Raw genomic sequence first — 26,435 nt, 5'->3', positions numbered from 1 at the left:
GTGCCCAGCCATTACCGGGAGATTGGTACCATGACAACTCTGCCCGCTGTAAGCTGCGTTTCCGCGTGAAAGCCATTGTACTTGGCAATCCGAACTACATTGTTGTTGTTGCCGTAATATTTGCGCGATAGCATGTATAAGGTTTCCCCTTTTTGAACCACATGCCTGATTGCTTTCGGCTTCTCTGCTGGTGACTTGGCAGGAGTTACCACCGGTGCACTCGCAGGTTTTGCGAGGGGGGTTACAGCTGTACCAGGCGTCTGTTTGCTACTCGGGCTAGGGTCCGATACAGACTGGGCAGAAGGAGTCACAGGCTCACTACTCTGAGATGGTGCAGGCACCTCTGGTTTCAACTCGGGCGCTTGCTTCCCTTCCTGTGCGGCCGTCTCCTTTTGCTCCTTATCCTCGCCCCCTTGCACCTGACCGTCTGTTTGGGAAGTTACAGAGGGAGGCTGCTCCACTGTCAGGACAGCAGCACTGGGTTTCGCTGATTCGCGAGATACTTGTGCCTGATACAATTCAATAACGATTACCCCAAAAAAGAGTGCTCCAAATATAACCAGTCCCGATTGAAACCATTTTTTCAGGGAAACATTGACTTTCCGTTGCGTATGACGGGAGCGTCGAGGTGGTAATTCATTCGGCTCTATGTTCACTCTTTCTCCCCCCTTTCCTTCTTCAAAATGGCTTGCAAATAAAAAGCCAGCAATAGGTCGATTCCGATATGCGCCATAATTGGTGACCACAGTGAGTTGGCATGAATAAACAGCATTCCCAATAGCCAACTCGTTCCAAATACACTTGCCACGAGCAATGGTTTTGCCAGATAACGGACATGCACGACTGTAAAAACGACACTTGTCCAAAAATTCCCGGCAAATGTCTGAATAACGCCCCGAAACAGCCATTCTTCCCCCACACCAACGGAAACACAGACCAGTAGAGTCATCCAAGGGGACATGCTGCCAAAAATCCGCTGGTTCACACTGCCATCATCCTGCCATCGCTTGGGTAAATACTTTTCCATCGCTATGCTTGCTAGAACAATCATAGCTACTACGCATCCGGCCCAGCCCATACTGGACCAACCAGGATAAGCAAACAAGCCGAGGGTAGCCCCCAGACCATGCACCCATAAGCTGCTGCACGCTGCCACTGTTAAAACCAATCCTTGTGTTAGCCAGAGATTCAGCTGTAGAGTAGCTTCATCCATCTCTTGCCCACCATGCTTCACTGAGAAAATCGCTCCTTTATCTTTTCGGCAAAAGTGTCAGTAACGCCTGCCGTAAATTCCATGGTTTTTCAGCATTGTTTTCCTCTAACGCGGTTCGCTCGCCAATATATGCACTTCGATCCAGTCCACACCGTGAACAGCACTGCAGTGTATACGTGTACTTCTCTTCATCAAAATACTGATTTAAGCTTTTTCGCAAACATCGTTCACTTTGCACATAACCCAGCATGCCAGACAGCTTTTTTATTTTGAGTCGCTTGCGTTTCTGGGTTTCCTGCCAGATTTTATCGGCTTTCTCCTGATCAAAAAGAGTATCAGCCCCACTCTTTGTACAAACACTCACTTTTTCTGCATAAAAAGACAACAAGCTCGCCATTTCTTCTGTCATTTCTATGGCAGCCAAAACCTCACTGTTAAGGGAAATCCCTGATGAGAGCAACTGACAATATTTTTGCACTTGTGAAAGTGTGGGGTATTCTCGCTCTAACATGTGCTGATGAATATGTACATCATCAGGGCTATGGAAAAGTACCGCGTATCCAGGCTGACCATCTCGTCCTACACGACCTATTTCCTGGGCATATGCTTCCAAGCTCGCGGGCAGTTGATAATGAATGACAAACCGAATATCGGACTTGTCAATCCCCAATCCAAAAGCATTCGTAGCCACGATGACGTCCAGTTCGCCTGAGAGGAACTGAGATTGTATCATCATTCGTTCCATGCTGTTCATACCGCCATGGTATCCATGCACACGCTTTTTCCCTTCGAGCTGATAGGAAGCTGACAATACATCAACAGCCTGCCTGGTACTACAGTAAACAATACCAGGTCCTTGCAAACTGTCCATCAGCTCCAGCACTGCCTGACGCCGCTCCCCCTCTCCATTTGCAAAAACGAGATCCATGGCGATATTTGCCCGGTTTAGCGGCTGAACGATCACATCTTCCTGTGCGATGCCAAAAAGCTCGCATATCTCCTCCTGAACCGTTTTGGTTGCCGTCGCTGTTACCGCCAGAACAGGCGGATTTCCTAATTGCGTCACCACTTCGGGCAGCCGTAAGTAATCGGTCCGAAAATCATGTCCCCATTGCGAGATGCAGTGGGCCTCGTCAATCGCTACCATAGAAACTTTTGCTCGCTTCAGTATCTCCTGGACATACGGCTGCTGGAGCTTTTCTGGTGAGACATAGAGGAGCTTGTACGTTCCGTCTACAATTTCCCGCAGAGTTTCCCGGCTCTCTGCCGGGTCTTGTGAACTATTCAAGTATGCAGCAGGAATTCTTCTGCGAGCCCGCAATTGCTGTACCTGATCAACCATCAAGGAAATGAGCGGGGAAACAACTACCGTGATACCCGGTAAAAGCAGAGCAGGAAGCTGGTACGTTATCGATTTTCCTCCGCCTGTTGCAAGCAACCCCAGGACATTGCGCCCTGACATAACTCGTCTTATCAGTATTTCCTGCCCAGGTCGAAAAGAAGGGTGTCCGAAATGCTTGTTCAGCGTGCCATGCAACCTATCGTTCACGTTACCTTCTCCCCCTGTCTTCGAGCTAAAGCCAGACGGATTTGCAAATAAGAAACAGACGCTTCCAGATGATCTTTGATTATACGTAATCGGCTGGTCATTAGCTGCTCGCTTGTTTGAATAATGAGCGCCCCCATCTCCTCAGACAAATACGCCGAGTAATCCCATTCGGGGCAACGGAGGGCCATTTCAACGAGATGATCTTCTACCGTACTTTCTTTGATCCCTCTTTTGATCGCAATCTCTGCTTTCGGTAATCCTTGTTGGATCAGCGCATATGTTCTCGCGGCACTTTCGGTCAACCGAGGGTCTACCTTATTGTTTTGCTCAACTAATCGGGACAACAAGGGAAACTGTTCACTTTCCTGCAGCAGGCGCTGGATGGAGACAGCCAACCCGTATCGGAGTAGAAGATTCAAATATACAGGGGCCTCCTTCCTTTGCTTTGCGATTTGTCCAAGAGTTTTCCCAACCTGAGAGGCTCCTGACAATTGCGCGACAATCAACTCCGCTACTTCTTTTGGCAATGGTTGCAACAGATGGAAAAGCTCATCTCCCAATTGAGTTTGCCACGCTGTTCTGGCGGCTTTCTCACTGAGCTCGGCCCGTACCCATTTTTGTGTACGCTTGTCAGATACGACAGGAAGAAATCCCAAATCTCCTGCAAGCATTTGCGAGATTGTCTGTACCACTAAATGCAGTCGCTGCCAAAAAGATTCAAGCAGCTCTGCCAAATCAGATTGTGTGAACGGCTTTAGCCAAACATCAAGGCGATAGCGTAGAGCCTCATTTTGAGCATACTCCTTGCCCCTTTGCGTAATCAAAAAGGTTGGTTTATTTGCCGGGACCTCTCGCGTCACATGCTGAATATAGCCCTCTTGAAACAAAGTTGAAACAATTTTATCCCAATCCTCTTTTGTAAAACGAGGAAACATCCGATAATACGGATAAAGGCTGTACAAATGCACGTCCTGCAGAGTTTGATTGGCCCTTCGGCCTCGCAATATGTAATAGGCTGCCTGAAGCGTTCGTTCGTTTGCTAGAGGGAGCAAGACATTCAAAGCGACAGCGCAAAGAAATTCCTGTTCCTCACAAGCACTGTTCCGACTGTTCATTGGTACTCCTTTAGCTCTCTTTCTATTATCTATCTTTTTATCTTTGCGATTACGTTTGCTTTATTTCGTACGAACTACGAATCGCTGCCATTTTACCTGGAGGATCTCATGACAAAACGATTGAAAAAGTCAGAATTTATGATGGCGTATATGATCATCATAACACTTGCTTGCACGGTTGGTGGATTTTTTTTCGGTGCGCATTATATGAAGACAAAATTGGAGACCGAGCAAACCGCCGCCTTGGAAGCAAAACAAAAAGAAGCCGAAAAGGAACGGCTTTTACGTGAACAAAAGCTGTACAGTGAACAGGACTTTATCCGTTTTTATTATGCCGTTTACGCCCCGGTTGCTGGATCTGAAGCACGCTCATTTCAACACGATGCAGAAATGGGGGCAGATGGACAAAAAAGAACAAGCTGAATCATTGAAGCATTTAAACAAATTAGCGCAGCAAACGAAAAAAGAATTGGAAAAGAGTGTCCCCCTGCCGACCTCTCCCTTGTTAATACAGGCACATCAGCTTTTTACAGAAAGCCTACGGGCGTATTTGGATAGTATGGAGCACGTTCGTAGCGACCAGAATAGTAATGCATTAACCCCTGCTACCATTGCAAACAGTATGACGCTGTTCCATAACAATTGGCTGATGGCGCAGGAAAAGGTATATCACTCCTTTGCCGCTTGGGAATCAGCTTATGTAACGAAGCAGCCAATGCCTAAGGAAACGCCAACGAGGGTCAGCACAGACCAGTGGAAGCAGTATCCTTTTCATTACCGTACCTATCTTGCTGCAGCCTCCATGGCATCGGGCAATCAATGGCAGAACTATAACCCGGAGGATCTCACTGCACGCCTCGACATGCTGGTTGCTTCTACGGATGCCGGGACACTAGGCATCAATGATTTTGCTGCCGCAGTAAAATTATTACATGCGACAGATGCTGTTCATGCCGGTGACTTTAAAGACTTAAATTCCAGGCTCTATACCGGGTTGAAGACCCCTGAAATCCCTCTTTACAAGTAGTCGTACATTTTTAGACTGATTCAATCTTGAAATCTTGTCAGCAAGAGCATACAATGGTCTATGATAGTGGACGTACCACTTCGTAATGGGAGGTGAAACCACGATGACAACATGGGTAGATAAAGATACTTGTATCGCGTGCGGTGCTTGTGGCGCGACGGCTCCTGACGTCTTTGATTACGACGATGAGGGCCTTGCATTCAACAAGCTGGATGACAATGCGAATAGCGTTGAAATCCCAGATATCCTTCACGACGACGTCCGTGACGCTGCAGAAGGATGCCCAACCGATTCTATTAAAGTGGAATAGGATTCCTTCTCCAATGACAAAAACCTCTCCGTACTTTTTGTGCGCGAGGGGTTTTTCATTTTTTCATTTTCAATTATTCCCCCGCCTCACTGAACATATGATCAGCATTTTCCCATTTCAACTTTTCAAATGATTAGGTAAGATGAAAGTGCCAGGAAAACCCGAACATTAATCAGCTTTTTTTCCTTTTTTTGTGAGATGAATATCCTAACGTTCGGTTTTTATTGATTTATTATTGTATCTCCTTATTAAAAACACTATTATTCACGAACTATAAAGGATATTTTTTTAGTAATGTTCATTTTTTCTGTTTTTTGTGCTTGACGGTACCTATTTTGGCGTGATATCGTAAGTACAAATCTTACGAAACACAAATAGGTAACAACGATGACGAAGAAATGCTGTGTACATGGAAACCCTCAGAGAGCCGATGGTAGCTGCGAATCGGCGGTTCCACTCACAGATAAGCACTTCCGAGTTGTTGCGTCGAACCGATGATCCTTTATCCAGTAGACGCGAACGGTAGATCCGTTATCTCTTCAGGTCATGTACCTGCCAAGGCTCTTCTTTGAGAAAAGAAGGGCGAATGAGGGTGGCACCGCGAAGCAAGCCTCTCGTCCCTCACTGTTCCGTAATAGGAGCAGTGTGGGAACGGGAGGTTTTTTTATTATTGCAAGCTGCTGTATTTACTAAGGAGGAGAGAGAACATGTTTACTGACAAAATGATTTTGAGAATTCCAGGGCCAACCCCAATTCCCCCTCGCGTGCAACTCGCAATGAGCCAACCGATGATCGGGCATCGCAGCGGAAAGTTTTCTGCTCTGTTCGCAAAAACTGCCGAGCGACTGAAGCCCTACTTCGGTACCACCCAAGATGTTTATATCCTCGCCGGTAGTGGTACGAGCGCGCTGGAGATGGGGGTAGTAAACACTCTGCAGCCTGGTGATGAAGCAGCGATTCTCGTTAGCGGTGCATTCGGTGAACGGTTTGCCAAAATTTGCGAGCGTTATGGCATCGTAGCTCATCGACTGGAAGTTGCTTGGGGCCAAGCTGTAACTCCTGAGCTATTGGAAGCTTTCCTCAAGGAAAAGCCACAAGTCAAAGCCGTATTTGCCACCTATTGCGAAACATCTACCGGTGTTCAAAATCCGATTGCAGAATTGGCAGAGGTCATTCGTCAGCATTCTGACGCTCTCTTCATTGTTGACGCTGTGAGCTGCCTCGGTGCAGTTGCCTGCGAAATGGACGCTTGGGGTGTTGACATCGTCGTAACAGGCTCGCAAAAGGCCTTCATGCTCCCTACTGGCCTCGCTTTCCTCGCTGCAAGTGAACGCGCCTGGAAAGTGATCGAGCAAAATAAAACAATCGCTTTCTACCTTGATCTCAAGGCCTATCGGAAAAGCCTGGCGGATCAAACGACTCCATATACGCCTGCTGTCTCGCTCATCTTTGGACTCGCAGAGGTCTTGGATATGTTAGACGAGGAAGGATTGCCAGCTATCATCAAACGCCACGAGCTGATGCGTGACATGACACGTGCCGCTATGAGAGCCTTGAATGTTCCCTTGATGGCCGATGATGCCTATGGCGCAGCTACCGTGACTTCTTGCGACCCTCAAGGCGCATTTGATGCCGAGGCGCTCCGCAAAGTCCTGACGAAGCAGTACAACATCACCATCGCTGGCGGACAGCAGCATCTCAAAGGAAAAATCTTCCGCATCGGTCACATGGGCTATTGCGAACCGCTCGATGCTTTGCAAGTGATTTCTGCTATTGAAATGTCGCTCCACCAAATTGGTGCCCCGGTTGAACTGGGTGCCGGTGTAAAAGCTGCTCAGGAGGTGCTCATCGCACATGTATAAAGTACTGATTACCGATCCACTAAGCGAATTTGGAATTCAACAACTATTGGATGCATCTGATGTAGAAGTCGTCCGCCAAACCAACCTCTCCCCAGCTGAGCTTCTCGAAGTCATCGGTGACTACGATGCCCTGCTCGTGCGCAGCCAGACACAAGTAACGGCAGAAGTACTTGCCGCTGGTAAAAAACTGAAAGCAGTAGGACGTGCCGGTGTTGGTGTCGACAATATTGATGTTAACGCTGCAACCCAAGCAGGTGTCCCAGTCATTAACGCTCCAGATGGAAACACGATCTCTACCGCAGAGCATTCGTTCGCAATGCTGATGGCTGTTGCCCGCAACATCCCTCAGGCTCATAAAAAGCTTGTAGACGGAACATGGGATCGCAAAAGCTTTCAAGGTGTCGAGCTGAACAACAAAGTGCTGGGTATCATCGGCATGGGCCGCATTGGTTCTGAAGTGGCCAAGCGAGCCAAAGCATTCGGGATGACAGTCCTGGGATACGACCCATTCATGACGGAAGAACGCGCACAAAAAATGGGCGTTACCAACGCAACCGTTGATGAAATTTCCCGCAAAGCTGACTTCATCACTGTGCATACTCCATTGACCAAAGAAACCCGCTATATTATCAGCACAAAAGAATTCGCTAAAATGAAAGATGGCGTTCGCCTGATCAACTGCGCACGCGGGGGAATCATTGATGAAAAGGCGCTGTTTGAAGCCATTACTTCCGGCAAAGTGGCTGGTGCGGCCTTGGATGTATACGAAGTGGAACCGCCGGTAGATAATCCGCTGGTGGGTCTGCCTCAGGTCGTAACCACTCCTCACTTGGGAGCTTCTACTATCGAGGCACAAGAGAATGTTGCGGTTGACGTATCGGAAGAAATTTTGAAGGTTCTGCGTGGCGAGCCTTTCAAAAATGCAGTAAACCTGCCTTCGATCCCTGCACATGTAATGGAAAAAGTACAACCGTACTTTACCCTGGGGGAAAAGCTTGGCCATTTCCTTGCACAGGTGACTGTTGGCTCGATCTCGGAGGTTGAGATCAAGTACAGTGGGGAATTGACCGAAGTAGATACTGCTCCCCTTACTCGTACCGTTCTGAAGGGTGTTCTTTCTTTCCGCTTGGGTGAGGAAGTAAACTTCGTAAATGCGCCTCTGTTGGCAAAAGTACGTGATATTACGGTTACAGAGCAAAAGGCTGCGCAAAACAAAGGCTTTACCAACCTCTTGACCGTCACGCTTAAGACTACGCAAGAAACACGCATGGTTGCGGGTACTCGTTTGAACGGTTATGGTGCTCGCATCGTGAAGATTGATGATTTCGCAATTGACGTTGCTCCCGAAGGCTACTTGCTCTACATTCACCACAATGACCGCCCTGGTGTTATCGGACGCGTCGGTTCAATCTTGGGTGAAAACAGCGTGAACATCGCAACGATGCAGGTAGGACGTCGCGATATTGGCGGCGATGCCATCATGATGCTCTCAGTCGATAAGCCGTTGACTGCAGAACTGTTGGATACAATGGGCGAGCTGGCTGAAGTGAAAAGCGTTACTCAAATCGAGCTATAAAAACGAGATTGCGTTCCGAGACAATTTTCTTTGGAAAAGGCCTGGTATTCACCGGGTCTTTTCCTTTACCATCATTTTTCTTACCGCTATAATAGGACAAGACACTCTCACCATGAGAAAGGAGAACAGTATGACGAACCAGGCTTTATTTGCCATAGGCATTTTTTTAGTTACATACGCATTCATTATTAGTGAAAAATTGCACCGTACCATCGTAGCCATGAGCGGTGGTATCCTAATGGTGCTGTTCGGTATCGTAACCCAAGAGCAAGCGATTCACCACATTGACTTTAATACCCTCGGTCTCCTTATCGGGATGATGATTCTGGTTGCTGTAACTGCCCAGACCGGCGTTTTCAAGTATGTAGCCATCCGTGCGGCTAAAGCTGCAGGGGGTAAGCCTATTCGAATCCTTGTCTACCTAAGTATTATTACAGCCCTCGCCTCTGCTTTTTTAGACAATGTGACCACTGTGTTGCTGATCGTACCCGTGACTTTTAGCATCGCTCGGCAGCTGCAGCTGAACCCGATTCCTTTTTTGATCAGTGAAATTATCGCCTCCAATGCAGGCGGTACGGCAACCTTAATTGGTGATCCACCCAATATCATGATTGGCAGCTCTGTACCTGAGCTGGACTTTATGGCTTTCTTGATAAACCTGAGCCCGATCATTATTGTCATCATGGCTGTGACCATCGTCTGTCTCGTGCTGATTTATCGGAAGCAGCTCGTTACTTCACCTGAGCTTAGCGCCAAGATCATGCAATTGAACGAACGTGACGAGATCACAGACAAGAGCTTGTTAAAAAAATCATTGACTGTGATGGCGCTAACGATTATTGGCTTTATGCTGCATGGTGCCCTTCATTTGGAGTCAGCCACCATTGCTCTTACCGGGGCCTTTCTCTTGCTCTTATTGACAGGTGAGCATTATTTGGAAGACGCCATCAGCAAAGTCGAATGGAACACGATCTTCTTCTTTATCGGCTTGTTCGTCCTTGTTTCAGGACTTGTTGAAACCGGTGTCATCGCCAAATTAGCAGGTGAAGCCATTCACTTGACCGGGGCAGACCCGCTGAAAACATCCCTCTTGATTCTTTGGTTAAGTGCAATCGCTTCTGCTTTTGTGGATAATATTCCATTCGTTGCGACCATGATCCCGATGATCAAGGAAATGGGAGCACTCGGCATCACTAATCTGGAGCCGCTTTGGTGGAGTCTCGCCCTCGGCGCCTGCTTGGGTGGGAACGGTACCTTGATCGGAGCTTCCGCCAACGTCATCGTAGCAGGATTGGCTGCAAAAGAAGGCCATCACATCGGGTTTGTCAGCTTCATGAAGATCGCCTTCCCGCTGATGATCCTGTCCATTGTCATCGCTCATGTTTACGTCTATCTGCGCTATTTTATCTGGTGAGGAGGAATTCGCTTGCTACAATATACTTTTGATGAAACGCTGATCGGCATTAAGGAGATTGTCCAGCTCAATGATGTCGCTTTTCAGATTCAAGTCCGCTCCGATGAAATGCGCAATCGCCTCAAGCAAGTTCGCCAATTTTTTGAAGACAACAAGGACTTTACAGACGTCTTTTTCTACTCTCAAGAAGATGGCACATATGAAGTGATTGTCCGCAGCGACATTGCCTCTTCGTTTTTGATCCACTGTTTTCGCTTTCAATGTTTGACCTCTTTGCGCTGGGCATAGGTGTTTATTTTCATTCCCCTTCTTGCTCGTACAAAAAAAGACTCTGCCGAGTAAAAACTCAGCGGAGTCTTTTTCCATGCTGTTCTTCCATTATTCCAGAATAGACAGGATTCCACGCACATCGTCCAAAATGTAATCGGCCTTCTCTTCCTCAAACTTGGCACGAGCTTCCGCGCCAGACAAGCCAGTCAATGTCGCTGCGAATTTGCAGCCAATCGCACGGGCAGCCAGGAAGTCAGCCAACGAATCACCGACGATCAGTACTTCCTCCCCATTCGCAATCGGAAGCGAGTAGTTGACAATATCACTGTTTGGCGTTGAAAGTCCGAACAGACCTTTTACATATGAATAAGGATGCGGCTTGGACAATGGTGAACTAGATGGATATTCTTCCTCTGCCTCAAGCACATGAGAAGCAGTCACCACACGATTTTGGTCAAACCATTCAAGAATCTTCATTTCATTTAGTGGAACGTGCGTTTCGATCGTTGGACGCCCTGTTCCAATCCCCAACGTATACCCTTTTTCTTTCAACGTACGGAACAGCTCAATCATTTCAGCAGGCGGGACAATCGGAATCTCATCAGTCAGGAAGCCCTTTTTGCCTGGCTGCATGGTTTCACGTCCGATTGAAGCAGCCACCCGCTCGTCTCCCAAATACCACTCCTGGAATGTTTCTTGAACCAACTGCCACAGATCACTGTTACGCGAGAACATTTCTGTTTTGACCCCGCAACGCTCTTCAGCAATTACATTCAAATAGAGCAGCATTTCCGCTTTTTGAGCAGAGCCTTTGGCAAAATCAGCGGTAAAGGCAGCATAATCTACCATAAAATCCGGAGCGAGAGTAGCGCCCCACTCTCTGACTTGGGCCAATTCAGGACGATCGATTTGCCCAACCAGCATGTTGGTTGCTTCGCTGCCCAACTTTGGCTTCAATACTTCCAGCAAGCGAATCAATTGATAGGAAAATGCCAGAAAAACCATGTCCCAGTTGGAGTTGATTCCACGTGATTTAATAAAGTCAAGTACCTCATCTTGTGCAAATACTTCCGTGCGAATACGGCGGATCTCGGACTCGATTGGAGCTGGTGAAAAAGAATCGCTTTTGAGTCCCAAATATTGCGGGCTGTAAAGCAGCTCCCAAACGGTCAAAGCAGATGCATCAAAATAGCGTTCTTCACTTAGCATAACCCCATCAACATCAAAAAGGATCGTTTTGATCATTTCTCTCTACACTCCTATTTGTTTTTCAGTTGCAACATCAAGGCAATGGTAAACGTCGTTCCTTCTCCCAGCTTACTTTGTACACTCATCGTACCGCCATGCGCTTCGACAATATTCTTGGCAATCGCTAGCCCTAAACCTGTTCCGCCTTCCCGACCGCGGGTACGGGCCTTGTCAGCCTTGTAAAAGCGTTCAAATACAAATGGCAGATCTTCCTGAGGTATACCACTGCCCGTATCGCTGATTTCTAGCAGCAATGCTTTTTCTCCGCGAGCCCGGATCGTGACGCTGCCTTGACTCGGAGTATGTCTGAGCGCGTTGTCAATCAGGTTGGTGAGGACTTGTTCCATGCGGTCGGGGTCGATGTACACATAACTGTGCGTTGTAGACATTTCAAGCAGCAGATTGATATCCCGCTCTCTCGCCAAATTCGTAAACTTTCGCTGAATTCGTTCCAAGTAAGGACGCAACTCCATCGTTTCCTGGAATAGCTCTACGTGTCCTGCTTCCATACGGGCAAGGCTCAATAGTTCATTCACTAGCTTGGTCATGCGAACAGACTCGTCATAAATAATCTTCGCTAATTCTTTATGTTCTTCCGGAGTAGTAACAATATCATCTACGATTGCTTCACTATAGCCCTGCAGCATGGATAATGGCGTCCGGAGTTCATGGGAGACATTCGCTACAAAATCATTACGCATCTTGTCCAGCTTGCGCTCTTGTGTAATGTCACGCAGGACCGCAACTGCCCCACGGATTTGGTCACGATCGTTGAGAGGTACCATGACTAGTGCCCAGATGCGTCCCTGCACCGGGATATCTTCCACTACCTCTTCACCGGTCTGAACCTGTTGATAGAAAGAAAATAACGGTACTGGCTCATCTGCATGCTCGTACTCCCAATCTCGGAGGAAGCGTTCAGCAGGCGGATTTTTTACCGCGATCTTGCCGTTTGCGTCAATCATGACTACACCATCAACCATACTTCGTAGAACGCTGGCTAACTGTTCCTTTTCATTGGACAGGGCAACGACTAATTGATTGAGTTTGCTTGCCATCGTATTGAACGACGCAGCTAGCTCCCCTGTCTCGTCCGCAGTTCTGATCGGTATCTCAGCGTGAAAATCCCCTTCCGCAATACGGTGGGCAGTCTCTTTCATCTGCCGTAGCGGAATTGTAATTCGCGATGAAAGGAAAAACGCGAATACGGTCGTAGAGACGAAACCGATCACGCCAACCACAAAAATCAGAAATCTCACTTCGTTCACGGTATCGTCAAAATCTTCAATCGCCTGATACATCACGACCGACCCCAGACGGCCAGCGGAAACTTCCATTGGCACTGCAACAGCCAATAGTTGAACATTCCCTGTCCGATCATTCGTATTCGTAGGGTCGACTTGCAAATATAAACGTTCAGGAGCTGGGTGCTTTCCCGCCAGCGCATCTTTCAGCTTTAATCCGGGAGCCCCTAGCAATTGCTCTACTGGAATGACGGGCAAACCTTTGCCTTCACTTTTGCCAATTACGTTGCCCTTTTCATCTAAAACGACCATGCCCGTGTGGTGCACCAGCCCGAATTTAGATGCCATTTCCAAAGCAGCCTCTTTATCCTCGCTCGCAGCCAGACCTGTCGCTAATCCTTCTGCCAGTTCTTGCAAATTTTTCGTCTGCCGGGCGTTATAAAAGCTGTCAAAGGACTGTACAAGCAAAAGGCTAAAAATCGTTAATACCAGTGCAAACAAAGCAATAATGGTCATCCAGAGCTTTCCAACTACACTGCGAAAAATGACATCCACGTTATTTTGGCACCTCTAGTTTGTATCCCACCCCCCACACAGTGGCAATCATATTGGCCGCCTGAGGTGAGACGCGATTTAATTTTTCGCGCAAGCGCTTGATATGCGTATCCACTGTACGCAGATCTCCAAAAAACTCGTAATGCCATACATCTTTTAACAGTTCTTCGCGTGTAAATACTTTATCTGGTGAAAGCGCCAAGTAGTGGAGCAGCTCATACTCTTTCGGTGTCAGACTCACTTCTTGCCCGCTGGCTATGACCTTGTGAGCATCATGGTCAATTGTCAGCTCGGGAAAAACGAGTACCGAGTGGCTATTGAACGTTTCCGTTTTCAAATATGCCGTAGCGGAAGAACGGCGGAGAATCGCTTTGACCCGATACATGACCTCACGCGGACTGAACGGCTTGACCACGTAGTCATCCACGCCTGCTTCAAAGCCGTGAACGCGATTGGTTTCTTCTCCTTTGGCTGTCAGCATGATGATCGGTGTTGCTTTAAACTCGCGGATTCGTTGGCAAACCTCGATTCCATCCATACCGGGAAGCATCAGGTCGAGCAAAATAATGTCGTAATCACTGCCTACGGCCATCTCTACAGCTTGTTCACCGTTATCGGCCTCATCAATGAGAAAGTTTTCTCTTTCTAGATACATTTTCAGCAGTCGGCGGATGCGCTCTTCGTCATCCACTACGAGAATTCGTGCTATTTTTTCCATGTTCAACACCTCTTACATTATGATTTCTGAATCCGATTGAAGATAGTCCAAAAAGCTGGCAGCAAGACCAGCTTTTTGGGGAGATATAATTACACTCCAGCATAAGAGTGCAAACCGGCAATGACGAGATTCACCACGACCAGCGTAATTAAGATGATGACAAATCCGATTACGGACATCCAGGCTGACTTGGCTCCAATCCATCCACGGGACAGTCGCAGATGCAGGTAAGCACTATAGAAGAGCCACACGATGAGCGCCCAGACTTCTTTTGGATCCCATCCCCAGAATCGTCCCCACGCTTCTTGTGCCCAAATCATTGCAAAGATCAGGGCTCCCAGAGTGAATACAGGGTATCCAATACTGATCGCACGGTAACTAATCTCATCCAGAAGATCCGGCTCGATACCCTCCACAGATGGCTGGATCACTGCCCCTAATCGCTTGCGGAAAATCAAGCGCAACCCACCATATAGAATTACGCCTGTTATGACAGACCATAGCATCGTATTCAGCTTGCGAGCCGCATCTTTTCCTTCCATCCACGATGGAGCGGTAAACAGTGGAGACATAGGTCCCGCCTGGATAATCTTCGAATCTGCCGGAGCAACCAAAGCAGGCATGGTATATTCAGCCTTTACTTTTTCCATTTGCCCCATCGGATTCATTTGCTCCTGGTTCATTTCAAATACGGTTTTTTTGTCCAATCGTGCAAACGTGGATTCCATACCGATGAATCCAACCAGCATCAAAACGACCGAGAGCACAACTTCCAGCCATTTGGTGCTTTTGGTGGAAATATGTTGAGGTACCGTGCGGATCAAATACATCAATCCAGCGGCAAAACCGACTGCAAGAATCCCTTCACCCAAAGCAGCCGTAGTCACGTGAATGTGTAACCAATAGCTCTGCAAAGAAGGAATCAAAGGTGTAACATCTTTTGGAAAAACATAGGAATAGGCTAACATGATGACACCTAACGGAAGGACAAACGCACCAATTACATTTAGTTTGTAAATCCGATAGATGATCAGATAAGCCAAGATAATACAGTAATCCAAAAACGCCATGAACTCGAACATGTTACTAGTCGGGCTGTGTCCTCCACCGATCCAGCGCGCCACAACATAACCTGTTTGAGCGATAAAACCTACGACAGCCAAGCGATAAGCAATCGTACCAAAGCGTGTTTGATGTTGCTCCGGATCACGCCCCGTCCAGTTTTTCCCAGTCGTGGCAATAACGAATACGATGGACGAGATTACGTAAAGCAAAAACGCAATATCCAATAACCAGTCACTCAATTGGATGAGCTGCACGTCGAGTGTACCTCCTTGAAGCCCTAAGCCTTCGATTTTTCTTCAATGGTCACAGGTAATTTCATCTGTTCAACGAGTCCGTCTACTTCCCTACGCATGCCAAACCAGTTTTTGTTTGTATGAGCAGCCAGCAAAATCGTTCCCTCTTGGAACTGTACCCAGATACGGCGATGCTGCCAGAAGAAACCCATGGCGACGCCGATCATAAAGATGAATGATCCAAAGTAAATCAAGGGTACGGCTTTGTCCATGCGTACATTTAAACCTGTGATGTCAATCAGATCAGGCTTCTTGAATTCTAATCCATAACGGGGATCCGAATTCTGCGTAAGTACCGAGCCTTGCAAATAGACCATTTTTTCATTGAGTTTTCCGTTGTCATCCAATATTTCTAAAGCAACCATCGGATTTTTCGGCAGGTTGGTCTGGGTAGCTGGTTTGCCGTCTTTACCCATGATGAAATCCGGGAAATAATCCAGCGTACGAACCTTGATTCCATTTGCGATCACCTGCTCTTGAGCCGGGTTGTACAAATCAACTTTGATCTGGCCAATCTGCTTGTTGCCATTTTTCAGATCAACCAAATTGAAATTAAGTGCCCCTAGCTGCATCTCTTGCATACCGGACTGATACAGATAAAGACTGTCATGCACCATCGGATGGTTAACAACGATCGGACCATTTTTTATTTCGACAAGATCAGGCTTTGCACCTGGCAGATCTGCATTTTTGTTCAAATACAGGATCGCATCCGTCTGATAATTCTTTGCGATGACTCCGCCTTTTAAGTCCAGCTTGGCAGGCATTTCTTCTTCTGTCCAATACTCTGTCTTGTATTCCACATTCTTAACGTAGTAAGGGGTATTGGGAATCGCAACTGTCTCTCCCTCTCGTACCCAGACATACTCGTCCAAGAAAAAGCCCGGAATACTCCGCATCAATACACCGATCAGGAAAAGGATTAATCCAATGTGATTGGTATAGGGACCCCAGCGACTGAAACGGCCTTTTTCAGCCATCAGGGCTCGGTCCGTTTGGAAAACGCGGTACCCTTTCTTTTGCAGCACCCGAGCAGAACCAGCCAGCACTTCGGACTGATCGGTACCTGGGGCTAATGCTCCCTCTGCAAATACCTTTTGTCCTTTTAAAAAGGATTTGTGCTGGTTGAGGCGCGGTTTTTTCAATGCCTTGTACAAAGGAACCACACGGTCAAGACTACAGATCACCAGTGAGGTGCCGAGCATGACCAAGAGCGTCACGAACCACCAGGATGAATAGAGGTTGTGGAATCCCAGCTGGTAGTAGATGGTACCCAGCGTCCCGTACGTATTCGTGTAAAAACGAGCGACATCCGCCTCTGTTGGGACTGGGACAGGTATGTACTGCTGCTGTGGAAAAACTGTTCCTAGCGCCGAAGCGATCAGGATAACAATAATGATACCGATTGCAATTTTGACGGAAGAAAAGTAATTCCAAACCTGATCAACCATATTTTTCGTGTAGGTTTGGGAACGCCGTGCCATGCCTTCATATCGCATGTCAGGAAAATTAGTCTGCTCCAGAATTTCTATGTCTAGCGGCTTGCCGCAAGATTCGCAGAGCAGCGTTCCAACGGGATTGGTATGACCACATTCACATTTTCGCTGATCCATATTGATCCTCACTTACGGCAAAATTTTGGACACTTTGTCCGCAATCATTGCTTCATTTAATTGACCGATGAAAATTTCCTTTACTTCCCCTTCTGGTGAGACGAAAAAGGTAGTAGGAATCGGTCCGATCCGGTATAGCTTGGTGATTTGGGATTGACGGTCTAACAAAATTGGAAAATGAACATTGAACTGCTTGATGAACGGCTCAACGGCTACTGGTGATTCCCCAATATTTACACCAACGACGACAAGACCTTTGTCCTTATACTTGTCATATTGCTCTTGTAAGGCAGGCATTTCTTTCTTACAGGGCTCGCACCAAGTACCCCAGAAGTTAAGCACGACGCCTTTTCCTTTCAAATCACCCAGAGCCATTTCAGATCCATTCAGTTGCTCCAGGCTAAAATTCGGAGCATCACTCCCTACTTTTACAGCGTTCGGATCCTTCACGAAGCTGGAATAAAGAGCAAAGACAAGCGCCACGAGCAAAAGGCCCAAGACGGCGATCCGAACGTATGTGCGATTACTTTTGTTCATGTTGCCCAGACTCCCATCTGCTACTAATAGAAATGCAAGGATTTCCTTTCTATTATAGCGTTCCTAGTTTTTCCGCCAGCGCATAACTTATGAACAGATTTTGAACGATCAGCGCTTGCGACCTCCATCCCGCTTATTTTGAATCAATCCTTGCTTCAATCGATCTACTTCCGCACTTGTCAGCGGGCGGTATTGGCCTGGCGCGAGTCCTTCCAGTGTAAGAAAGTCTAGACGGATTCGCTCAAGTGTTATCACGGGATGCCCGATCGCATCGCACATTCTGCGTACTTGGCGGTTACGCCCTTCGTGAATGGTCAGCTCTACAAGAGCCTTCCCTTTACCCGCGTCAACCTTGATCAATCTAGCCTCTCCCGGTGAGGTCATGCCATCTTCTAGGCGAATGCCCGTCGCGAGCTTTCTCACTTTTTCCGCAGTCGGCACGCCTCTTACCCAGGCACGGTATACCTTGTCAATTTCGTAGCTGGGGTGTGCCAATTTATTCGCCAGCCCCCCATCGTTCGTGAGCAGCAATAAGCCAGAGGTGTCATAATCTAGACGACCTACTGGATAGACGCGTTCTTTGACGCCTTTTAGCAAATCGGTAACGACTCGTCTTCCTTGAGGATCCGTCACACTCGTAATCACACCCGTCGGTTTGTAGAGCAGCAGATGGACATGTTGCTCGAGCTGGATTCTGCGACCATTCACCACGATCTTATCCGTTAATGGATTCACTCTTGTTCCCAGCTCGCGTACCACAGCACCGTTCACCTGTACCTTGCCTTGCACAATCAACTCTTCACAATGGCGACGAGAGGCTACTCCAGCATGTGCCAATATCTTTTGCAAACGTTCCATTGTATGGATCACCTCTACAACATCATACCCATTCTTATCAGTGTGGACAAGAAAAAGGCAAAAACTTCCCCGTGATGAAGGAAGTTTTTTGGTATGCCTTGTCGGTATCCCTTTTATGAAAAAACATAAGAAACAATCATGAGAGAGAAAATGACTCCCGCCAAATCAGACCAGAGCCCTACTTTTAGGGCGTAAGCAGAGTTGCGGATGCCCACTGCCCCGAAGTACACAGTCAGAACGTACAGGGTCGTGTCTGTACTCCCTTGCATAGTTGCAGCCAACCTTCCCAAGAATGAATCAGGGCCGTACTGCGCAATTAAATCTGTCGCGATCGCAAGTGATCCCGTTCCTGTCATCGGTCGCAGCAGTGCGAGAGGAACAATTTCTTCAGGAAAATGAATCGCGTCAAGCGCCGGTCTGATAGCACCCAGGAGCAGCTCCAGTGCCCCGGATTCACGAAACATCGTTACCGCGACCATCATCGCGACCAGATGGGGCAGCACGCGAATCGTTGTCGCAAGTCCCCCTTTTGCACCCTCTACAAACGTCTCATATACCGGGACACGTTTGCTCCATCCATAGAGCAGCACAAAGGCAATCATGACAGGAATGGCCCACAGGGAGGTTAGGGATACCCATTGGTACATGTGCAATCCCCCTTATCCGTGACGTCTCATATGCCGATAGCGGTACCAGCGATCAATGAGCAGGGCAACAATCGTTGCTGCAAAAGAAGACACCAAAGTGGTTCCCACGATTTCTACCGGGTTGACGGAGCCGTATTGCATTCGGATGGCAATCATCGTAGTCGGGATGATCGTAATACTCGCCGTGTTAATGGCAAGTAGTGTGCACATTGCCGGTGATGCGACCTGTTTGTCTGGATTGAGCTTTTGCAATTCCTCCATAGCCTTCAATCCCATCGGTGTTGCAGCATTACCTAACCCCAGCAAATTGGCGCTCATATTAGACAAGATATATCCCATGGCCGGATGACCTTTTGGGATGTCGGGAAACAAGAGCGAGATGATTGGCGAAAGTACGCGAGCCAACAGTTCCAACAGCCCTGCTTTCTCTGCGACCCGCATGATTCCCATCCAAAAAGCAAGGATGCTGAGAAGACCAAAACAAACCGTTACACCTGTTTTCGCGCCTTCGAAAGCCGCCTGATTGATTGCTTCCATTCGTCCTGTTGCTGCAGCTACAACGATACTGATGACGATCAGTGCGAGCCAGATGATATTAAGCACGCCACAGCCCTCCTGCCACCAGGTCCCACATCTTCTGCCAAAAAGTACTCGTTCCTGAATCACCTTGCAGCTGGGTCCATGTCGGTTCATTCACGTCTACCTTCAACGGAACTTGCCCGATCATATCGTCCTTGAGGTAAAACTGCAGAAAACCTACCAATTGACCATTCATCTTGGACGTGACATTCGATTCGCCCATGACCACACGCTTGTGCATGACTGCTTCCTCACTAGATTGCAGCGGGTATTGAAAGGCATTGGTTGTAACCAGATGGGTACCTGCTTCCAAACGAATCGGGGCTTCGGGCTGTACGCTCTCACCCAGACTTGCCAATTTTTTAAGTGGGAAATGAGTAAAGCCAAAGTCCAATAACTTTGCTGAGTCGTTCCAGTCATCCGAAGCATTCAGAGTAATCGTTGCCAGTTGCCTGCCCTCTCTCGTTGCAGAGGAAGCCAAACAACGTTTTGCCAGCTTGGTGTACCCTGTTTTCACACCATCAGCACCGTTGTACAGATGCAGCATTTTGTTTTTGTTCAGCAGTCGTCTATCCCACTCTTCGCCTTCCCATGAGATATCCTTCACTTTTGTCGATACAATTTGACGAAACGTTGGATTGCGCAAGGCATAGGCTGACAGTTTGGCCATATCTTCTGCTGTGGAATAATGCATATTGCTGTCATCCAGCCCGTGAGGATTCGTGAAATTGGTATGATGCATGCCAATTAAGGCAGCCTTTTCATTCATCAAGTAGGTAAAGCCCGGTACCGACCCGCCGATATGGGTAGCAATGGTGACAGCCGCATCATTGCCAGATCTGAGCATCAAACCATACAGCAATTCTTCCAATGTCAGTTTTTCTGACCGTTTCAGATAGATAGATGATCCCTCCACACCTACTGCCTCTGGTGGAACGGTTATCTTTGCATCCAGTTTTCCCATTTCAATGGCAACAATCGCTGTCATCGTCTTGGTTAAGCTGGCAATTCTCATTTTTTTTGTTCCGTTTTTCGAATAAAGGATCCGTCCGCTCGTTACATCTATCAATGCTGCTCCTTCTGCCGATAACCCCGGTGGGGAGCCTGCTGCTTTTACCTCGGCAACAGGTCCAACGAGCAGCTGTATAAACAGAAAAACGACGAGTACGCCGGACAACTGTTTTCGTACATTCATAAACGTCCTCCCCATTACAAAAGTACATCGATACACAGGTTTGTACCATGTATATGGGGACGAGTCGTTTGATAGTACGAAAAACTGTCCGGGAAACTAGTCGTTTGATGGTTCTTCTGTTTTTGCAAAAAGAGCGGACGCCTCCATCCGCGCCTCTTCTATATCGAGATTAATGGGAGGTTCAGGAAGATCTCCTAGTTCCCGCAGACCAAAATGTTCCAAAAAGTCTTTGGTTGTGGCATACAAAATAGGGCGCCCGATTCCTTCTGCCCTGCCAGCCTCACGAATCAGCTGCTTCGACAAAAGGGTATTCAAAGCTTTTTCACATTTTACACCGCGGATTTCTTCGATTTCGGATCGCGTCAAAGGTTGCTTGTAGGCAACGATCGCTAGTGTCTCCAGCGCAGCCTGGGAAAGAGTTGATTGCCCCGGTGATGTCGCCAACCGTTCAAAATAAGGTACATGCTCGGGCAGCGTAGTCAATTGGTAAGCCTTGGCCACTTCCACGATTTGTATGCCGCGACCGGCACGACGGAAATCAGCTTTCATGTCCTCAATCAAGTCCACGACCACTTCTTCGGATACCTCGGTGATTTCACTTATTTCTTTGGCGTCGATTCCTTCATCACCCGAGATGAACAACAAGCCCTCAATGACGCCTTTCAGCTTGTCATAGTCCATCAATTGAGGCTCCTTTCGATGCATTTTCACAAATCATGATATCTTGAAACAATTGATTTTGAATACAGGTAATTTCTTTTGCCTTCATCAGTTCAAGCAAGGCAAGAAAGGTTGTGACAATCTCCGAGCGCGTGGCTCCTCCTGTGAAGAGCTGTGAGAAGCGGACCATCCCGCCCACTCCACGAACCAGATGCCGAATCTCTTTCATCCTGTCTTTAATCGAAACTTCATCACGCGAAACCTTGGTGATCGGCTCTTTTTCCTTTACCTTCTTCACCAGCTTTTCCAATGCGTTAATCAGATCGTAGAGAGTAACATCCTTTACGGTATGATCTTCCTCCCGAACATATGGGGATAAATTTTCCGCAGGTCTGGTAAATACCTGATTGCGGCCAATCTCCATTTCGCGCAGTTGTTCGGCGAGCATCTTATAACGTTTGTACTCCAAAAGACGGGCAACAAGCTCTTCACGAGGGTCGACCTCTTCGACATCCATATCAAGGAACTGCTGAAAGACATGCTCCTCTTTCTTTGGCAACAGCATTTTGCTTTTGATAGAGAGGAGAGTCGCCGCCATGACTACAAATTCACTCGCTACATCCAACTGCAGCTGCTGCATCGTGTCGATCGTCGCAAGATATTGTTCTGTAATCTCGGCGACCGGTATATCGTAGATGTCCACCTCTGCCTTGTCAATCAAATGGAGCAACAGGTCGAGCGGACCCTCAAAGGAATCCAGTTTTATGCTGTATGCCAAAAATAGTCCCTCGTTTCCTTTAGATGAACAGTATTGCGATGCTTTGCGAGATTCCCTCTACCCATGAGAGAACCATCATGAATGGCATTTGGAAAATGACCGCTCGGATTCCCGGAATGAAGATCAAAAGCAATAAGATCCACGGACCATAAATCTCAAAATTGTAAAATACCTTGTCCCATCTGCGAGGAGAAAGGAAACGAAGGATCTTGTAGCCATCCAGTGGAGGGATCGGCAGCAAATTGAACATGAATAACGCTGCGTTAATCTGGACCAGGTAGGACATCGTGTGCTCTATCGCAAATACAGCTTTTTCTCCCATCCCCGTCAGTAGACCATAATAGCTCATGAGTATGAACAAGACGTAGGCAATAATAGAGAGAATCAGGTTGATCAACGGACCGGCTGCGGATACGTAGACGATCCCCAACCGCTTGTTTCCCCGAAAATGTAGCGGATTAATCGGCACCGGCTTCGCCCAACCGAACGGACCAAACAAAATCAGAATTAAACCGAACGGATCAATGTGCGGAATCGGATTCAATGTTAGGCGGCCCTCATCCTTGGCCGTATTATCACCTAGTCTCCAGGCGACAAAGGCATGCGCCCATTCATGCAAAGAGAAAGCGATGACGAATGCGATCAAGCGAAACGGCACCGTTTTCCAGTCAAAGTGAAAAAGATCCATTGGTTCCTCCTCTGAAAAATCGTCTACCTTATAGGATACCAGCAGATAGATAGGCTTACAAGTATTCTGCGATTTGCTTTAGAGCAGACAACAAACACCGGCAAACCTTTCGGCGCCGGTGTTTGTTTGTGCAGCCAATTATTCAGCTACGACTTTTACAGTGCTCATTTTTTCGCCTTGCTTAATCGCATCTACATGCTCCATGCCGGAAGTAATGCGGCCAAACACAGTATGTACGCCATCAAGATGTGGGAAGGAATCGTAGCAGATGAAGAATTGGCTTCCGCCAGTATCTTTTCCTGCATGCGCCATGGAGAGCGCACCACGCAGATGCTTGTGCGGGTTTCCTTGGGTTTCACATTTGATTGTGTAGCCTGGACCGCCAGTTCCTGTTCCGTAAGGGATGATTATACACCAGTATTTAGAGGTGATAATTCAACCTCCAGTCAATGTTAGATACTTCATCTTTTTTAAATGTAATTGATTTTATTGATTTAGCGATCATCATTTTTTTACCGTCCATATCCATTGATTCAAATTTTTCTTTCCAGCCAATTTGCTCTTCAGCCAATGTGGATATGTCTGTACGATTAAGTTTCATATCTTTAATTTCATTTTCTATTTTCGTGACTCTTTTTTTTAGTCTTTCTACTTCCTCCTCTTTCTTTTCAATTAGACTAGAAAGTAGTTCAGGTTTAAATTTACTTTTCCCCATTAAAGAGTTTACAACTTCTCCATTTAATATGTCTATTTCATTTTGCATACTCTTTAGTTTTTTTCCTTCGGTTTTCAGTTCAGCTTCCAAAACTTTTATCTCTTCATTTTGCTTCATTAATAGACTTTCTGCATATTGGTCAGTTTTAAGTTTTTCTAAATGGTCAAAGATGTCTTGTATCGCACTACGTTCAAATTTAATTGCAGAGAAATAGATAGTTTCATGTCCTTCTTTGTTGTTCTTTCCGTGATGACAGCAGTATCTTAGTTGATTGTATTCATACACCCCACCGTTTTTAAGCGGAGTTTTTTTCTTGGAGTAATCTGCTTTGAGTTTGTGACCACAATATCCACAAAAAGCTAAACCAGTAAATAAAAAATTACTCTTTGTTATTACTGGTGCCTTGCTATTTGGCTTGTGATTTAATCTAGCATCAATAATTTGTTGTATTTTTTTAAATTTCTCTTGACCGATAATTTCGTATTCTTCTCTATAACATTGCAATTTCCACTCATCTTTATCTCTTACCTTTGAGTTGTCATCCTCATAGACATTATATCTTCTATATCCCATATAAATTGGATTTCTTAAAATTCTATTTATTGAGTTTTGTCTCCACATCTTTCCCTTGCGAGGTCTATGTCCTAATTCATTGAGATATTGAGTTATCCTATTGGCTCCATACCCCTTATCATATACAAGATCGAAAATCAGTCTGATAATTTTAGCTTCTTCTTCAAATATCCTAAATTCTTTTATCATTTTATCTTTCTTAGGATGTTTTATTTCTGTATCGTATAATTCATAACCATAAGGTACATTTCCACCAGTCCATAAATTCTCTTCCTGCATTTGACTCATTTTCTCTTTAACACGCATCGATATTTTTTCACTTTCACCAGAGGCCATCCAGAAAGTAACATAGTTCATTAGCTTGTCGCCATGATTTTCAATTTTTCTTTGCTGTTCGTTTACACTCCAGCACTCTATTCCCTTTGAGCATAAAAATTGTATGACTAAAGGGGTCTCATCTTCTCGTCTTCCCAATCGGTCAAACATAAATACAAGTAAGACATCAAATTCATTTTTTTCTGCTGCCTTTTTTATCTCATTAAGAGCATCCCTATCATTTGTGGATGTTTTCCAGCCTGAGACACCTTTTTCATAAAATTCTCTTGTGATTTCCCAATTATCTTTGTTATGAACGTATTCTTGACAAGATTTGCGCTGTAATGCAATATCTTCTCCTTCGTCTACTTGGCTTTTTGTTGATACCCTATATAGAGTCCACACTCTCTTCTTCATAATGGTGTATATATACCCCCTTTACTATATTAGTATTATACCCTACTACGTGTACTAAAATAAATAAAAACCCCTAAGAATTTAGAGGTTATTATTTATTTTAGTTATTTATGTATAATTCTTTTAAATCATTAAGTGTTTTTTTATTTTCTTCGGAATCCTTTGAAAAGTACATCGTAGTTTTGAGTCTGTTTTTTCTTGCTGGTATTTTCAAGATAATATGACTTTCGTTCTCAAGTAAATCGCACTCTACATTATTAAATATTACTTTCTTCGTTTAAACTCACCTCTTAATGTCACTTTGTTTATACATGATTTCTCTTTTGTATAACTTGACAAATCAAGTTTAAATTTATGTTTTTTCCTCTTTATTTTTTATATTTAAGGCAATTACTTTGATTAATTTCTTCCTGTTCAAAACCTTCAATTGCCTTCTTTAATATTGAGCATCTTCCCTTTAAATATTTCTTGCAAGAATTACATCTACTTTCAAAGTCTTTAAATGATTCTACATCATCGAATATTCCTACAAAGGGAACAGGTGTGAATAACAGTTCTATTCTTGGATTGTGAGGACTGTACAGTATTCGTTGCGTTCGAGTTAAAACACGACTATCGTTGTCATATACAATTTTCTCCAATGCATCATTGTTGAGCTTATAAATGTTGTTGTCGTCGCGACCTTTTCGATTGAAATAAATTCTTGTGTCCATGTATATGTAATGATCTTTTGTAAAGTCATAGTCCCAATCTTGATCTTTCATTTGATTCCATGCATCGATTTGTATTCGTTCCTTTAGTTCTGCTCCTTCGGGACTGAGAATGCGTTTGCCTGTTGGAACCATTCTTTTAAGTGCTGGATTAAACCTTCCTTGATTTATGTATAGCTTATTGATTGAGACTGGTAGTGGAAGTGTCAAATTTAATTTCAATTGCTCACTCTCCCAAAATGTAACTGCGTTTTTCGGTGGTTATCTTTTGATGTAATACATTTTCTAACTCTGTTATTTTATTTAATTGTTCTACACTAATAATCCCCTCATTCTTATAAACGTTCAATCTATCAATTATATAATTGTGAAACTTAGCAATTAGTGCTAACTCATGTTCAATGATGGCACGATTTCTCATATTATTTACTCCCCCATCCCTCTCATAAAACATACATTTCATTGTGTTTTTGTATCACACTACTCAATTTGATTTCATACAAGTCTTGCTCGATGATTGACTATCTCTACATTTCCATCTATAATTAGCATCCTTGTCAACTTAACAAAAGAGCTATTTTCTTAACCTTTTTACCATCTGACAAACACTGTTCGCTGTTAAGTTTGACTAAGGCAGTTCTTTTTATCTAAAAGGACTTGTGATACAGATCATTTATTCAAAATTTGATCT

Annotated in this window: 27 protein-coding genes, 1 pseudogene and 1 other annotated feature; of the genes and pseudogenes, 7 read left to right on the top strand and 21 right to left on the bottom strand. The window is 45.8% G+C overall.

Going from position 1 to position 26,435, the window contains the following annotated elements:
• Positions 1-11 precede the first annotated feature (11 nt).
• Genes ACIFQN_RS09595 through ACIFQN_RS09580 form a run of 4 tightly spaced genes read right to left on the bottom strand, consistent with a single transcriptional unit; the run spans position 12 to position 3,877 of the window.
• Entirely contained in the window at positions 12-656 is a 645-nt protein-coding gene (locus ACIFQN_RS09595) for a LysM peptidoglycan-binding domain-containing protein (RefSeq protein WP_429832802.1), read from the bottom strand.
• Entirely contained in the window at positions 653-1,234 is a 582-nt protein-coding gene (locus ACIFQN_RS09590) for a CPBP family intramembrane glutamic endopeptidase (protein ID WP_429832801.1), read from the bottom strand. Before ACIFQN_RS09590 ends, ACIFQN_RS09595 begins: the two co-directional genes overlap by 4 nt.
• Positions 1,235-1,250: 16 nt before the next feature.
• On the bottom strand, positions 1,251-2,762 hold the full coding sequence (locus ACIFQN_RS09585) for a RecQ family ATP-dependent DNA helicase (protein WP_429832800.1): 1,512 nt from the start codon (positions 2,760-2,762) through the stop codon (positions 1,251-1,253).
• Complete coding sequence (locus tag ACIFQN_RS09580; RefSeq protein WP_429832799.1) at positions 2,759-3,877, bottom strand: helix-turn-helix domain-containing protein; 1,119 nt, start codon at positions 3,875-3,877, stop codon at positions 2,759-2,761. Before ACIFQN_RS09580 ends, ACIFQN_RS09585 begins: the two co-directional genes overlap by 4 nt.
• A 108-nt stretch (positions 3,878-3,985) precedes the next feature.
• On the opposite strand from ACIFQN_RS09580, the gene ACIFQN_RS09575 reads away from it, so the two are divergent.
• The 7 genes from ACIFQN_RS09575 to ACIFQN_RS09545 all read left to right on the top strand — a co-directional run bounded on the left by ACIFQN_RS09575 (position 3,986) and on the right by ACIFQN_RS09545 (position 10,354).
• Positions 3,986-4,300, top strand: coding sequence for a hypothetical protein (locus ACIFQN_RS09575; protein WP_429832798.1), 315 nt, complete (start codon positions 3,986-3,988; stop codon positions 4,298-4,300).
• Positions 4,278-4,904, top strand: a complete 627-nt coding sequence (locus ACIFQN_RS09570) for a hypothetical protein (RefSeq protein WP_429832797.1) — start codon at positions 4,278-4,280, stop codon at positions 4,902-4,904. The genes ACIFQN_RS09575 and ACIFQN_RS09570 overlap by 23 nt, the downstream gene beginning before the upstream one ends.
• Positions 4,905-5,007: 103 nt before the next feature.
• Positions 5,008-5,214: a ferredoxin gene (locus ACIFQN_RS09565; protein WP_007724004.1), complete on the top strand. Its 207-nt coding sequence runs from the start codon at positions 5,008-5,010 to the stop codon at positions 5,212-5,214.
• A 378-nt stretch (positions 5,215-5,592) separates the two neighbouring features.
• Positions 5,593-5,839: a binding site (T-box leader), on the top strand.
• Positions 5,840-5,921: 82 nt separating this feature from the next.
• Positions 5,922-7,076, top strand: coding sequence for a pyridoxal-phosphate-dependent aminotransferase family protein (locus ACIFQN_RS09560; protein ID WP_429832796.1), 1,155 nt, complete (start codon positions 5,922-5,924; stop codon positions 7,074-7,076).
• Entirely contained in the window at positions 7,069-8,652 is a 1,584-nt protein-coding gene (serA, locus tag ACIFQN_RS09555; protein WP_429832795.1) for a phosphoglycerate dehydrogenase, read from the top strand. Before ACIFQN_RS09560 ends, serA begins: the two co-directional genes overlap by 8 nt.
• Before the next feature lie 130 nt (positions 8,653-8,782).
• On the top strand, positions 8,783-10,066 hold the full coding sequence (locus tag ACIFQN_RS09550; RefSeq protein WP_429832794.1) for an SLC13 family permease: 1,284 nt from the start codon (positions 8,783-8,785) through the stop codon (positions 10,064-10,066).
• A 12-nt stretch (positions 10,067-10,078) separates the two neighbouring features.
• The gene (locus tag ACIFQN_RS09545; protein WP_429832793.1) at positions 10,079-10,354 is read left to right on the top strand and encodes a hypothetical protein; all 276 of its coding nucleotides are present in this window, start codon (positions 10,079-10,081) and stop codon (positions 10,352-10,354) included.
• Between the two features lie 90 nt (positions 10,355-10,444).
• Here ACIFQN_RS09545 and ACIFQN_RS09540 read toward each other — a convergent pair whose 3' ends face one another.
• The 17 genes and pseudogenes from ACIFQN_RS09540 to ACIFQN_RS09460 all read right to left on the bottom strand — a co-directional run bounded on the left by ACIFQN_RS09540 (position 10,445) and on the right by ACIFQN_RS09460 (position 26,165).
• On the bottom strand, positions 10,445-11,581 hold the full coding sequence (locus tag ACIFQN_RS09540) for an HAD family hydrolase (RefSeq protein ID WP_429832792.1): 1,137 nt from the start codon (positions 11,579-11,581) through the stop codon (positions 10,445-10,447).
• Between the two features lie 14 nt (positions 11,582-11,595).
• Positions 11,596-13,383, bottom strand: a complete 1,788-nt coding sequence (locus ACIFQN_RS09535) for an ATP-binding protein (protein ID WP_429832791.1) — start codon at positions 13,381-13,383, stop codon at positions 11,596-11,598.
• Between the two features lies 1 nt (position 13,384).
• Positions 13,385-14,101 (bottom strand): response regulator transcription factor, encoded by a 717-nt coding sequence (locus ACIFQN_RS09530; protein WP_429832790.1) that lies wholly within the window; start codon positions 14,099-14,101, stop codon positions 13,385-13,387.
• Positions 14,102-14,190: 89 nt separating this feature from the next.
• Positions 14,191-15,420, bottom strand: coding sequence for a cytochrome c biogenesis protein CcsA (ccsA, locus tag ACIFQN_RS09525; RefSeq protein WP_429832789.1), 1,230 nt, complete (start codon positions 15,418-15,420; stop codon positions 14,191-14,193).
• A gap of 23 nt (positions 15,421-15,443) precedes the next feature.
• Positions 15,444-17,072: a cytochrome c biogenesis protein ResB gene (gene resB / locus ACIFQN_RS09520; protein ID WP_429832788.1), complete on the bottom strand. Its 1,629-nt coding sequence runs from the start codon at positions 17,070-17,072 to the stop codon at positions 15,444-15,446.
• A 12-nt stretch (positions 17,073-17,084) separates the two neighbouring features.
• Positions 17,085-17,609, bottom strand: coding sequence for a thiol-disulfide oxidoreductase ResA (resA, locus tag ACIFQN_RS09515; protein ID WP_429832787.1), 525 nt, complete (start codon positions 17,607-17,609; stop codon positions 17,085-17,087).
• Positions 17,610-17,717: 108 nt separating this feature from the next.
• The gene (locus ACIFQN_RS09510; protein ID WP_429832786.1) at positions 17,718-18,467 is read right to left on the bottom strand and encodes a pseudouridine synthase; all 750 of its coding nucleotides are present in this window, start codon (positions 18,465-18,467) and stop codon (positions 17,718-17,720) included.
• A gap of 113 nt (positions 18,468-18,580) precedes the next feature.
• On the bottom strand, positions 18,581-19,114 hold the full coding sequence (locus tag ACIFQN_RS09505; RefSeq protein ID WP_429832785.1) for a spore maturation protein: 534 nt from the start codon (positions 19,112-19,114) through the stop codon (positions 18,581-18,583).
• Positions 19,115-19,126: 12 nt separating this feature from the next.
• Complete coding sequence (locus ACIFQN_RS09500; RefSeq protein WP_429832784.1) at positions 19,127-19,717, bottom strand: nucleoside recognition domain-containing protein; 591 nt, start codon at positions 19,715-19,717, stop codon at positions 19,127-19,129.
• A complete protein-coding gene (locus ACIFQN_RS09495; RefSeq protein WP_429832783.1) occupies positions 19,710-20,888 on the bottom strand; it encodes a D-alanyl-D-alanine carboxypeptidase family protein in 1,179 nt (392 codons plus the stop codon). Before ACIFQN_RS09495 ends, ACIFQN_RS09500 begins: the two co-directional genes overlap by 8 nt.
• Positions 20,889-20,984: 96 nt before the next feature.
• A complete protein-coding gene (gene scpB, locus ACIFQN_RS09490; RefSeq protein ID WP_429832782.1) occupies positions 20,985-21,569 on the bottom strand; it encodes an SMC-Scp complex subunit ScpB in 585 nt (194 codons plus the stop codon).
• Positions 21,559-22,326 (bottom strand): segregation/condensation protein A, encoded by a 768-nt coding sequence (locus ACIFQN_RS09485; protein ID WP_429832781.1) that lies wholly within the window; start codon positions 22,324-22,326, stop codon positions 21,559-21,561. The genes scpB and ACIFQN_RS09485 overlap by 11 nt, the downstream gene beginning before the upstream one ends.
• A gap of 19 nt (positions 22,327-22,345) precedes the next feature.
• Positions 22,346-23,014 (bottom strand): site-2 protease family protein, encoded by a 669-nt coding sequence (locus ACIFQN_RS09480; RefSeq protein WP_429832780.1) that lies wholly within the window; start codon positions 23,012-23,014, stop codon positions 22,346-22,348.
• A 138-nt stretch (positions 23,015-23,152) separates the two neighbouring features.
• Positions 23,153-23,416 (bottom strand): annotated as a pseudogene (locus ACIFQN_RS09475) (peptidylprolyl isomerase); the annotation flags it as partial.
• 19 nt (positions 23,417-23,435) lie between these two features.
• Positions 23,436-25,034: a recombinase family protein gene (locus tag ACIFQN_RS09470; protein WP_429832779.1), complete on the bottom strand. Its 1,599-nt coding sequence runs from the start codon at positions 25,032-25,034 to the stop codon at positions 23,436-23,438.
• 368 nt (positions 25,035-25,402) lie between these two features.
• On the bottom strand, positions 25,403-25,966 hold the full coding sequence (locus ACIFQN_RS09465; RefSeq protein ID WP_429832778.1) for a RusA family crossover junction endodeoxyribonuclease: 564 nt from the start codon (positions 25,964-25,966) through the stop codon (positions 25,403-25,405).
• 4 nt (positions 25,967-25,970) lie between these two features.
• Complete coding sequence (locus ACIFQN_RS09460; protein WP_429832777.1) at positions 25,971-26,165, bottom strand: hypothetical protein; 195 nt, start codon at positions 26,163-26,165, stop codon at positions 25,971-25,973.
• Between the last annotated feature and the right edge of the window lie 270 nt (positions 26,166-26,435).

This window comes from Brevibacillus sp. NRS-1366, from assembly GCF_050467985.1.
Note: the sequence above shows the minus strand (reverse complement) of the source record. Positions and strands in the feature narration are given on the sequence as shown.

What these genes read in the sequence shown, in the direction of transcription:
- ACIFQN_RS09480 (WP_429832780.1), bottom strand. Translation starts at nt 23,014, where the DNA reads ATGGATCTTTTTCACTTTGACTGGAAAACGGTGCCGTTTCGCTTGATC.
- ACIFQN_RS09580 (WP_429832799.1), bottom strand. Translation starts at nt 3,877, where the DNA reads ATGAACAGTCGGAACAGTGCTTGTGAGGAACAGGAATTTCTTTGCGCT.
- ACIFQN_RS09510 (WP_429832786.1), bottom strand. Translation starts at nt 18,467, where the DNA reads ATGGAACGTTTGCAAAAGATATTGGCACATGCTGGAGTAGCCTCTCGT.
- ACIFQN_RS09495 (WP_429832783.1), bottom strand. Translation starts at nt 20,888, where the DNA reads ATGAATGTACGAAAACAGTTGTCCGGCGTACTCGTCGTTTTTCTGTTT.
- ACIFQN_RS09540 (WP_429832792.1), bottom strand. Translation starts at nt 11,581, where the DNA reads ATGATCAAAACGATCCTTTTTGATGTTGATGGGGTTATGCTAAGTGAA.
- scpB (WP_429832782.1), bottom strand. Translation starts at nt 21,569, where the DNA reads ATGGACTATGACAAGCTGAAAGGCGTCATTGAGGGCTTGTTGTTCATC.
- ACIFQN_RS09505 (WP_429832785.1), bottom strand. Translation starts at nt 19,114, where the DNA reads ATGTACCAATGGGTATCCCTAACCTCCCTGTGGGCCATTCCTGTCATG.
- serA (WP_429832795.1), top strand. Translation starts at nt 7,069, where the DNA reads ATGTATAAAGTACTGATTACCGATCCACTAAGCGAATTTGGAATTCAA.
- ACIFQN_RS09575 (WP_429832798.1), top strand. Translation starts at nt 3,986, where the DNA reads ATGACAAAACGATTGAAAAAGTCAGAATTTATGATGGCGTATATGATC.
- ACIFQN_RS09460 (WP_429832777.1), bottom strand. Translation starts at nt 26,165, where the DNA reads ATGAGAAATCGTGCCATCATTGAACATGAGTTAGCACTAATTGCTAAG.
- ACIFQN_RS09530 (WP_429832790.1), bottom strand. Translation starts at nt 14,101, where the DNA reads ATGGAAAAAATAGCACGAATTCTCGTAGTGGATGACGAAGAGCGCATC.
- ACIFQN_RS09560 (WP_429832796.1), top strand. Translation starts at nt 5,922, where the DNA reads ATGTTTACTGACAAAATGATTTTGAGAATTCCAGGGCCAACCCCAATT.
- resA (WP_429832787.1), bottom strand. Translation starts at nt 17,609, where the DNA reads ATGAACAAAAGTAATCGCACATACGTTCGGATCGCCGTCTTGGGCCTT.
- resB (WP_429832788.1), bottom strand. Translation starts at nt 17,072, where the DNA reads ATGGATCAGCGAAAATGTGAATGTGGTCATACCAATCCCGTTGGAACG.
- ACIFQN_RS09470 (WP_429832779.1), bottom strand. Translation starts at nt 25,034, where the DNA reads ATGAAGAAGAGAGTGTGGACTCTATATAGGGTATCAACAAAAAGCCAA.
- ACIFQN_RS09570 (WP_429832797.1), top strand. Translation starts at nt 4,278, where the DNA reads ATGGACAAAAAAGAACAAGCTGAATCATTGAAGCATTTAAACAAATTA.
- ACIFQN_RS09565 (WP_007724004.1), top strand. Translation starts at nt 5,008, where the DNA reads ATGACAACATGGGTAGATAAAGATACTTGTATCGCGTGCGGTGCTTGT.
- ACIFQN_RS09550 (WP_429832794.1), top strand. Translation starts at nt 8,783, where the DNA reads ATGACGAACCAGGCTTTATTTGCCATAGGCATTTTTTTAGTTACATAC.